Origin of the sequence: Rossellomorea arthrocnemi (genome assembly GCF_904424705.1) — a bacterium.
Lineage (GTDB): Bacteria > Bacillota > Bacilli > Bacillales > Bacillaceae_B > Rossellomorea > Rossellomorea arthrocnemi.
Genome location: NZ_CAJGBF010000078.1, coordinates 1 through 255 on the forward strand (window position 1 = coordinate 1; position 255 = coordinate 255).

The following is a 255-nucleotide window of genomic DNA, read 5'->3' on the forward strand; positions in this document are numbered from 1 at the left end:
CATTCAGTTGGGCACTCTAAGATGACTGCCGGTGACAAACCGGAGGAAGGTGGGGATGACGTCAAATCATCATGCCCCTTATGACCTGGGCTACACACGTGCTACAATGGACGGTACAAAGGGCAGCAAGACCGCGAGGTTTAGCCAATCCCATAAAACCGTTCTCAGTTCGGATTGTAGGCTGCAACTCGCCTACATGAAGCTGGAATCGCTAGTAATCGCGGATCAGCATGCCGCGGTGAATACGTTCCCGGG

Annotated in this window: 1 rRNA gene; it reads left to right on the forward strand. The window is 53.3% G+C overall.

The window, feature by feature from the left end:
* Positions 1-255: ribosomal RNA gene (locus tag BAA9072_RS24035) — 16S ribosomal RNA — on the forward strand; the annotation flags it as partial.